Consider the following 9157-nt stretch of genomic DNA (forward strand, 5'->3'; position numbering starts at 1 on the left):
CCGGGTACGGAACGCCCGCGGGCCCGCCGCAAGCGTTGCGGGGGGCCCTCGGGCGTGCTCCGTGCTGCTGGTCCCCCGGTTCAGCCGAACCAGGGGAATATCGGAGGCTTAGTGGTCCCCTTTGGGGGGTGTGGTGGTGGGGTCGCCCCCTTTGGGCGGCTCGGCCGCCTTGGTGTACAGCTGGATCTGGGTGTTCGGGTCGACCTGGGTGCCGGCAGGCGGGTTGGTCTGCTGCACCGTCGCGTTCGGGTCGGCGGGGCCGCTGACCACGACGTAGGTCAGGCCGAGCGCCTTCAGCTGGTTGGCGGCGTCGCCCAGCTTGACGTTCGCCAGCGGCGGGACCTGGGGCTTGTCCTGCGCCTTGAAGACGGTCAGCGAGATCTTGGTGTTGGCCGGGGCCTTGGTGTTGGCCGGGACCGACTGGAAGGCGACGGTGTTGACCTTGCTCGGGTCGGGGGCCGGCACGGTCTTCGAGGCGTCCACCTGGAAGCCGAGGCCCTGGAGGGTGGCCGTCGCGTCCTCCTTCTGGGAGCCGACCACGTTCGGCACGTTCACCTTGGTCTTGCCCTGCGACACGGTCAGCTTGATCGCGGCGCTCGGGTCGACGGCCGCGTTGGCCGCCGGGTCCTGGGCGGTGACGGTGTCCTGCGCGGCGTTGTCGTCGTCCTTGTACTCGGTGGTGACGTTGGTGAAGCCGAGGTCGGCGAGCGCCTTGACGGCCTGGTCCTTGGGCTTGCCGACCACGCCGGGGACCTGCGCCTTGGCCGGGCCCGAGGAGACCTGCACCGTGATGGTGGACGTCTCCGCGACCTGGGTGCCCGGCGTCGGGGTCTGGGTGCAGACCTGGTCCTTCTTGACGTTGGTGTCCGGGCAGGCGATCTTGTCGCCCTCGGTCACCACGAGCTTGGGGCCGACCCCGGCGGCGGCCGTCTTGGCCTCGGCCAGGGTCTTGCCGACCAGGTTCGGGGCGGTGACCTTCGCGGCCTCCTTGGTGCCCTTGTCGCCGAACATCGCCTGGGCGACGAAGAAGGTGCCGACCAGGACCAGCACGGCGGCCACCGCCAGCACGACCCAGGAGGTGTTGCTCTTCTTCGGCGGGTCCTCGCCGCGCCGGCCGCCGCCGCCGCGGCCGTAGCCGTCGTCGTAGCCGTCGTTGCCGCCGCCCGCGGCGCCGGCGTAGGTCTGGCCGTAGCCGTCGTCCGGGTAGCCGCCCTGCTGCCCGTAGCCGGGCTGCCCGGAGGCCTGCGGCAGGACGGTGGTCGGGCCGCCGCCGGGCTGCTGCGGCAGCACGTTGGTCTGGCCGTACGGGTCGTGCTGCTGCGGGTAGCCGTTCTGGTCGTAGCCGTACCCGGCCGCGCCCATGCCGTACGCGGCCTGCTGGGCGGCGGCCACCGGCAGGCCGTCGAGGAAGCGCTCGATGTCGTCGCGCATCTCGTCGGCGGTCTGGTAGCGGTAGTCGCGGTCCTTGGCGAGCGCCTTCAGCACGATCGCGTCGACCTCGGGGCGCACCTCGGGGTCGAAGACGGACGGCGGCTGCGGCTCCTCCCGGACGTGCTGGTAGGCCACCGCGACCGGCGAGTCGCCGACGAACGGCGGGCGGACGGTCAGCAGCTCGTAGAGCAGGCAGCCGGTGGAGTAGAGGTCGGAGCGGGCGTCGACCTGCTCGCCCTTGGCCTGCTCGGGGGAGAGGTACTGGGCGGTGCCGATGACGGCCGAGGTCTGCGTCATGGTCATACCGGCGTCACCCATCGCACGGGCGATGCCGAAGTCCATGACCTTGACGTTGCCCTGCCGGGTCAGCATCACGTTGGCCGGCTTGATGTCGCGGTGCACGATGCCGGCCCGGTGCGAGTACTCCAGGGCCTGGAGGATGCCGATGGTCATCTCCAGGGCGCGCTCGGGCAGCAGCCGGCGGCCGGAGTGCAGCAGCTCGCGCAGCGTGGACCCCTCGACGTACTCCATCACGATGTACGGGATGGAGATGCCGTCGATGTAGTCCTCGCCGGTGTCGTACACGGCGACGATCGCGGGATGGTTCAGGGACGCGGCCGACTGCGCCTCGCGGCGGAAGCGGGCCTGGAACGACGGATCCCGGGCCATGTCGGCCCGGAGCGTCTTCACTGCGACGGAGCGGCCGAGTCGGGTGTCATGGGCGAGGTACACCTCGGCCATGCCGCCGCGTCCGAGGACGCCGCCGAGCTCGTACCTGCCGCCGAGGCGACGAGGCTCTTCCATAGTTCAGACCCTCTCCCTCACCCGCCGGTGAGGTTGTGACGTAGGTGTCCCCGCACGCTCTGGGTGACGCCGCGCGGCCCGCGACCGGTTCTCCGGCCGAGCCGTGCGGTGCCTCGCGGGCGGCAACGGGCACACCCGCTGCTGGCGGATACGCTACCGGTCGCACCGCACCGGACCGGAGTCAGCCGTCGGCCGATATCAGACCGGTATCCGGACGGGGCCGGCGATCGTGACGTTCCCCTCACCTCGGATCCACGCTCCTACTTGCCGAGAGCGGCCTGCATCACCGCCTTGGCGATCGGGGCCGCGAGCCGGCCGCCGCTGATGCCGTCGCGGTTCTGGGAACCGTCCTCGACCACCACCGCGACCGCGACCGACTGGCCGTCCGCGGTCTTGGCCCAGGAGGTGAACCAGGCGAAGGGCAGCCCCGCGTTGTCCTCGCCGTGCTGCGCGGTGCCGGTCTTGCCGCCGACCTGGAGGCCGGGGATCTTGGCGTTGGTGCCGGTGCCGTTCTCGACCACCGAGACCATCAGGTCCTGCATCTTCTGTGCGGTGGCCGGGCTCATCGGCTGGGAGAACTGCTTCTCGGTGTGCTTGGAGACGGTGGTCAGGGTGGCCGAGCGCTCCTGGTCGACCAGGTACGGCTGCATCAGGCTGCCGTTGTTGGCGATGGCGGCGGAGACCATGGCCATCTGGAGCGGGGTGGCGCGGGTGTCGTGCTGGCCGATCGAGTCCTGGGCGGTGCCGTCCAGGCTCGGGCTGTCCGGGAAGACGCTCTTCTCGGACCGGACCGGGGTGTCGATCGTGCTGTTGAAGCCGAACTTCTCGGCCTGCGCGCGCATCCGCTCCTTGCCCAGGTCCGCGCCCATCTTGGCGAAGACCGTGTTGCAGGACTGGTCCATCCCGGACTTGACGGTCGCGTTCTCGCAGCGCTCGTTCGGGCTCTCGTTCTTCAGCTGGGTGGTCGTGTTCGGCAGGATGTACGGCTCGGGCGTGTCCGTGGCGTCGTCGATGCTCTGGTACCGGCCGTTCTCGAACGCCGCGGTCGCGGTGACCAGCTTGAAGGTCGAGCCGGGCGGATAGGTCTCCTTCAGCGCCCGGTTGAGCATCGGCTTGTTCGGGTCCGCGTTGAGGTCCGTCCACGCCTTGGTGTCGGCGGCCTCGCCGCCGGCGAAGGTGCCGGGGTCGTAGGACGGGGTGGAGACCAGCCCGAGGATCGCGCCGGTCTTCGGGTCGAGGGCGACCACCGCGCCCTTCTTGTTGCCCATGGCGTCGAAGGCCGCCTTCTGGACCTTGGCATTGATGGTGGTGACGACGTCGCCGCCGCGCTTCTGCTCGCCGGTCAGCATGTCCAGGGTGTTGCGGAAGAACAGCCGGTCGTCCGTCCCGGAGAGGATGCCGTCCTCCAGGTTCTCCAACTGGTTGGAGCCGTAGGCCTGGGAGGAGTAACCGGTCACCGGGGCGTACATCGGGCCGTCGACCCAGGAGCGCTTGTACTTGTAGCGCAGGCCGTCGACGAAGTCCGACTTCGTGACCGGCTGGCCGCTGACGATGATGTTGCCGCGCGGGTGGGCGTAGCGGTCGTACAGCTGGCGCTTGTTGTTCTTGTTGGTGGCCCAGGACTCGGCCTGGACGCCCTGCACCCAGTTGGTGCGCACCATCAGGGCCAGGATCAGGACGAGGCAGAAGATCGAGACCCGGCGGATCGGCTTGTTCATCGGGCGGGTCCTCCCTGGCCCTCGGTGGCGGCCGGGGCCGGTTCGGCCCCGGGCCGGCGGGCGCTGTCGCTGATCTTCAGCAGGATCGCGACCAGCGCCCAGTTGGCGACCACGGACGAACCGCCCTGGGCGAGGAACGGCATGGTCATACCGGTGAGCGGGATCAGCCCGGTGACACCGCCGGCCACGACGAACACCTGGATCGCCATCGCCGAGGAGAGGCCGACGGCGAACAGCTTGCCGAACGGGTCGCGGGCGGCGAGCGCGGTGCGCAGGCCGCGCTGCACCAGCAGCGCGTACAGCAGGAAGATCGCCATCAGACCGGTCAGTCCGAGCTCCTCGCCGAAGGAGCCCAGGATGAAGTCGCTCTTGGCCGCGAAGGCGATCAGCCAGGAGCGGCCCTGGCCGAGGCCGGAGCCGGTGACCCCGCCCGAGCCGAGCGCCATCAGCGACTGGCCGATCTGCTCGGTGGCGCCCTTCGGCGGGTTCGCGCTGAAGGCGGCCATCGGGTCGAGCCAGGCGTCGATGCGGACCTTCACGTGGCTGGCGGTCGAGGCGACCGCGACGGCGCCGCCGACCGACATCAGCAGGCCGAACAGGATCCAGCTGGTCCGCTCGGTGGCGACGTAGAGCATCACCACGAACAGGCCGAAGAACAGGAAGGACGTGCCCAGGTCGTTCTCGAAGATCAGGATCAGCAGGCTGAGCAGCCAGATCACGACGATCGGGCCGAGGTCGCGGCCGCGCGGCAGGTACAGGCCCATGAACCGGCGGCTGGCCAGCGCCAGGGCGTCCCGCTTGACCATCAGGTAGCCGGCGAAGAACACCGTCAGGACGATCTTGGCGAACTCGCCCGGCTGGATGGAGAAGCTGCCCATCCGGATCCAGATCTTGGCGCCGAAGTCCTCCGCCCGGGACGGGAAGAAGGCCGGCGCGGCGAGCAGGACCAGGGCCACCACCATCGAGATGTAGGTGTAGCGCTGCAACACCCGGTGGTCCTTCAGCAGCACCATCACCCCGATGAAGCCGGCGATCCCGAGGGCCGACCACATCAGCTGGTTCTCGGCCGCCGGGTAGTTGCCCCTGAGCAGCTTGCCCGCCTTGTCGAGCCGCCAGATCATCACCACCCCGAGCCCGTTCAGCAGGGTGGCGATCGGCAGCATCAGCGGGTCCGCGTACGGCGCGAAGCGGCGCACCAGCAGGTGCGCGACCACCGCCAGGGCGCCCATGCCGAGCCCGTAGCCGAGCATGCCGGTGGGCAGCTTGCCGTCCATCGCGAGGCCGACGTTGGCGTACGCGAGGACCGGCACCAGCACCGCGAAGACCAGCAGGGCCAGCTCGGTGTTGCGCCGGTTGGGCGTCTCCTGCGGGGAGATCGTGGTGTTGCCCCGGCGGCGGGGGACGGCACGTTCGGCCGCCCGGCGCCGGCCGGACCGGGTGGTTTCTTCGCTCAGGTCGTAGCTGCTCACGTGGTGACCGCTCCCTGACGGCCGGCAAGCCCGCTCGGGGCGGACCTATGTCGGATCACGGATGTCACTGCTTCGGGCAGGAGTTGGCCCGGCTGATTTCCTCGTCGGTCAGCGGAGCCTGGTCGCCCTGCGCGCCGGTCACCGGAGGGGTGGTGTTCGGCGCCGGGGCGGGTGCCCCCGGAGCGGTCGGCGTCGGCGTGCCCGAGGGCGAGGTGGTCGGTGTCGCCGCGGCCGGGCCGCGGTTCTTCTCGGTCGGGGTGGGCGTGGTGGCCAGGTACGCGGCCTGCACCGCCTGGGTGGCCGGCGGTGCGGCCGGGGCGGTCGCCCTCGCCGCCCGCTGGCAGAGCTGGACCCAGCCGTCGAGCTCGTTGACCGTGGACTGGGCGTCCTTCATGCTGCCGACCGAGATGGTCTTCTTCACGTGGACCTGCTGGTCCTCGGGCAGCCACTTCAGCTGGATCCTGCTGTACGAGGAGTGCACCGAGGACAGGCTCAGACCGGCCAGGTTCTGGTTGATGCCCTGGTAGATCGCGACGTGGTCGTCCTGGGTGCCGACGTAGTACTGGTCCTGGGTCCACTGGTAGCCGAACCAGCCGGCGCCGCCGAGCAGGCCGAGCGTGACCAGGACGGCCAGCGAGACGGTCAGGCCCTTGCGCTTGCGCTTCGCGGGCCGCTCCTCGTCGAAGTCCTCGGTGCCGTACACCGAGGGCTCGCCGGAGCCGTACTCGCCCTCGTACCCCTCGGCGGGGCCGAAGCCGCCGTGCGCGGCGCCGTAGCCCTCCTGGTAGCCCTCGGCCGGGCCGAAGGCGCCCTGCGGGCCGCGGCCGAGGCCGGCGGCGCGGCCGGCCGGGGTGTCCGCGATCGAGCGGTCGGCGGCGGCCGAGGACGGCGGGGCGTCGGCGACCGCGCCGACCACCACCGGGACGTCGTTGAACTGGCCGCTCATGGTGTCCGTGGCGCCGACGTCGATGACGTCCGCCACGATGCAGGTGATGTTGTCCGGACCGCCGCCGCGCAGCGCGAGCTGGATCAGCTCCTGCACGGTCTGCTCGGGCGCGTAGTAGCTGCCGAGGGTGTCCTGGAGGGTCTGGTGGCTGACCGGGCCGGAGAGGCCGTCGGAGCAGATCAGGTAGCGGTCGCCGGCCCGGACCTCGCGGATCGACAGGTCGGGCTCGACCTGGCCGCGGCCGTCCAGCGCCCGCATCAGCAGCGAGCGCTGCGGGTGGGTCTCGGCCTCCTCGGGCGTGATCCGGCCCTCGTCGACCAGGCGCTGCACCCAGGTGTGGTCCTGGGTGATCTGCACCAGGGAGCCGTCGCGCAGCAGGTAGGCGCGGGAGTCGCCGACGTGCACCAGGCCCATCCGCTGACCCGTCCACAGCATGGCGGTCAGGGTGCAACCCATGCCCTCCAGCTGCGGGTCCTCCTCGACCATCAGCCGGAGCCGGTCGTTGGCGCCCTGGACGGCGTCGCCCAGCAGGGTCAGCAGGTCGGCGCCCGGCACGTCCTCGTCCAGCCGGACGATCGAGCCGAGCACCTCGGAGGACGCGACCTCGCCGGCCGCGGCACCGCCCATGCCGTCGGCCACGGCCAGCAGCCGCGGCCCGGCGTAGCCGGAGTCCTCGTTCCCCTCCCGGATCAGTCCCTTGTGGGAGCCGGCGGCGAAGCGCAGCACCAGGGTCATGCGACCTGTGCCCCCCTCTGGGTCATGGACGGGATGCTGTCCCTCATGCGCCAACTACTTCCGCAGTTCGATGACGGTCCTGCCGATACGGATCGGCATGCCCGGCTGGAGCGGGGTGGGCGCGGTCAGGCGCTGCCGGTCCAGATAGGTGCCGTTGGTGGAGCCTAGATCCTCGACCGTCCACTGCCCAGTCTGATCCGGATAGATCCTGGCATGCCGGGAGGACGCGTAGTCGTCGTCCAGCACGATGGTGGAGTCGTGCGCGCGGCCGAGCGTGATGGTCTGGCCCTGGAGCGCCACCGTGGTGCCGGCCAGCGAGCCCTGCACCACGACGAGCTGGGTCGGGCCGCCGCGACGGCGCCCCCCGCCGCCCTGGGTCTGGCCCGCCGCGGGGCCGGTCTGGGCCGGTGCCGCGGCACGCGCGGCGGTGACGGGGGTCGCGGTGGCGGCGCCGCCGGCGGCCGTGGCGTTCGTGCCGCGACGGGAGGACCGCGGGTTCACCTTGGTGCCGAACAGGTCGCTGCGGATCACCTGGATCGCGACGATGACGAACAGCCACAGCACGGCCAGGAAGCCCAGCCGCATGACCGTGAGGGTCAGTTCTGACATGGCCGTCCCGCCAGTCGGTGAGCGAGGCGCGCGAACAATTCGGACACTACCCTTCGACCTGCCGGTAGACGATGGTGGTGGAGCCCACGACGATTCGGGAGCCGTCGCGGAGCGTAGCGCGCTGGGTGTGCTGTCCGTCCACCACGATGCCGTTGGTGGACCCCAGGTCGAGCACCATCGAGGGCGTGCCGGGCCGGATCTCGGCGTGCTTGCGGGAGACCCCGGGGTCGTCGATCCGCACGTCCGCCTCGGTCGACCGGCCGAGCACGCAGGCCGAGCCGGTGATCTGGTGCCGGGCGCCGTTCACCTCGACCCAGCGGCGCATCCCGGCGCCGCCGTGGCCGGCGCCGGGGAAGGCCCGGACGTTGCCGCCGGCGGGCGCGGGCGGGCCGGGGGGCATCGCGGGGGGCGCGGCCGGCGGCGGGGGCGCGCTGTACTGGCCGGCGCCGGGCTGCTGCCACGGTGCGCCGGGGGCGGGAGCGGCCGGCGGACGGTCGTAGCCCGGCTGCGGCGGCGCGTACTGCTGCTGCGGGGGCTCCTCGGCCGCGAGGGTGCGGCTGCGCACCCGGTACAGCCCGGTGTCCAGGTCGTCGGCCTTCTCCAGGTTCACCTGGAGCGGACCCATGAACGTGTACCGCTGGGCCTCCGCGTACTCGCGGACCATGCCGGCCAGCTCGGTGCCGAGCTGCCCGGAGTAGGGGCTGAGCCGCTCGTGGTCGTGCGGGCTCAGCTCGACGATGAAGTCGTTCGGCACGACGGTGCGGTCGCGGTTCCAGATGCTCGCGTTGTTGTCGCACTCGCGCTGCAGCGCCCCGGCGATCTCCACGGGCTGGACCTCGGACTTGAACACCTTGGCGAAGGTGCCGTTGACGAGACCCTCGAGCCGCTGCTCGAACTTCTTCAGCACTCCCATGGGGCACCCCCTTCCAGGGTTCGTTCGCCTGCCTGCCGGCCGGATCCCGCCCGGGACCCGGTCGCGCCTCCTACTTGCGGTACTTCCGTACTGATCGTATCCACGCCGGGCCCTTCCGTACGGTTCCCGGACCGTGTGGTGCCCGGGGGTGGGCTCGGACACACAGGGTGACGCATTCCGGGTACGGCACGCCAGGTGCGCCCGCCGGATCGCCCTTCCGGAAGTCGTACGGGCGTTCGTCGGGCATTGGTTCGAGTGTCACCGGGGTCCCCGGACAACGGATTCGGAGCAGCCCCCCGGGTCGTGCTAATGTTTTCCATGTCGGAAGGGCCGCCCGAAAGGGAGGCCGGTCCAAAGAAGTGCGAAGTACCGATGGTACCGAGCACTCCGGAAGATCGGTCGGCAACGAGGACAACACCCATGCGCGGGTGGCGGAATAGGCAGACGCGCTGGATTCAGGTTCCAGTGCCCGAAAGGGCGTGGGGGTTCAACTCCCCCCTCGCGCACAGCGAAGCCCCGCAGATCTACGCTG

At 71.0% G+C, this 9157-nt stretch carries 6 protein-coding genes and 1 tRNA gene; 1 reads left to right on the plus strand and 6 read right to left on the minus strand.

The features are described 5' to 3' along the window. Positions 1-108: 108 nt before the first annotated feature. The 6 genes from pknB to ACWGKU_RS38950 form a co-directional block, all read right to left on the minus strand. Complete coding sequence (pknB, locus tag ACWGKU_RS38925; protein WP_452180309.1) at positions 109-2235, minus strand: Stk1 family PASTA domain-containing Ser/Thr kinase; 2127 nt, start codon at positions 2233-2235, stop codon at positions 109-111. Positions 2236-2495: 260 nt separating this feature from the next. Continuing rightward, entirely contained in the window at positions 2496-3953 is a 1458-nt protein-coding gene (locus ACWGKU_RS38930; protein ID WP_380550405.1) for a peptidoglycan D,D-transpeptidase FtsI family protein, read from the minus strand. Beyond that, positions 3950-5329: an FtsW/RodA/SpoVE family cell cycle protein gene (locus tag ACWGKU_RS38935; protein WP_359912237.1), complete on the minus strand. Its 1380-nt coding sequence runs from the start codon at positions 5327-5329 to the stop codon at positions 3950-3952. The genes ACWGKU_RS38930 and ACWGKU_RS38935 overlap by 4 nt, the downstream gene beginning before the upstream one ends. A gap of 157 nt (positions 5330-5486) precedes the next feature. Further along, positions 5487-7103 (minus strand): PP2C family protein-serine/threonine phosphatase, encoded by a 1617-nt coding sequence (locus ACWGKU_RS38940; RefSeq protein WP_401045842.1) that lies wholly within the window; start codon positions 7101-7103, stop codon positions 5487-5489. A gap of 54 nt (positions 7104-7157) precedes the next feature. Then, positions 7158-7712, minus strand: coding sequence for an FHA domain-containing protein FhaB/FipA (locus ACWGKU_RS38945; protein ID WP_452180310.1), 555 nt, complete (start codon positions 7710-7712; stop codon positions 7158-7160). Positions 7713-7758: 46 nt separating this feature from the next. Further along, on the minus strand, positions 7759-8625 hold the full coding sequence (locus tag ACWGKU_RS38950; protein ID WP_359912199.1) for a DUF3662 and FHA domain-containing protein: 867 nt from the start codon (positions 8623-8625) through the stop codon (positions 7759-7761). Between the two features lie 422 nt (positions 8626-9047). Here ACWGKU_RS38950 and ACWGKU_RS38955 point away from each other — a divergent pair. Beyond that, positions 9048-9131 (plus strand) — tRNA-Leu (locus ACWGKU_RS38955). Positions 9132-9157: the final 26 nt, after the last annotated feature.

Source organism: Kitasatospora sp. NPDC054768 (assembly GCF_053612025.1).

Bases quoted from the DNA above. Each gene is read 5' to 3' on its own strand.
- pknB (WP_452180309.1), bottom strand. From the start codon at position 2,235: ATGGAAGAGCCTCGTCGCCTCGGCGGCAGGTACGAGCTCGGCGGCGTC.
- ACWGKU_RS38930 (WP_380550405.1), bottom strand. From the start codon at position 3,953: ATGAACAAGCCGATCCGCCGGGTCTCGATCTTCTGCCTCGTCCTGATC.
- ACWGKU_RS38940 (WP_401045842.1), bottom strand. From the start codon at position 7,103: ATGACCCTGGTGCTGCGCTTCGCCGCCGGCTCCCACAAGGGACTGATC.
- ACWGKU_RS38945 (WP_452180310.1), bottom strand. From the start codon at position 7,712: ATGTCAGAACTGACCCTCACGGTCATGCGGCTGGGCTTCCTGGCCGTG.
- ACWGKU_RS38950 (WP_359912199.1), bottom strand. From the start codon at position 8,625: ATGGGAGTGCTGAAGAAGTTCGAGCAGCGGCTCGAGGGTCTCGTCAAC.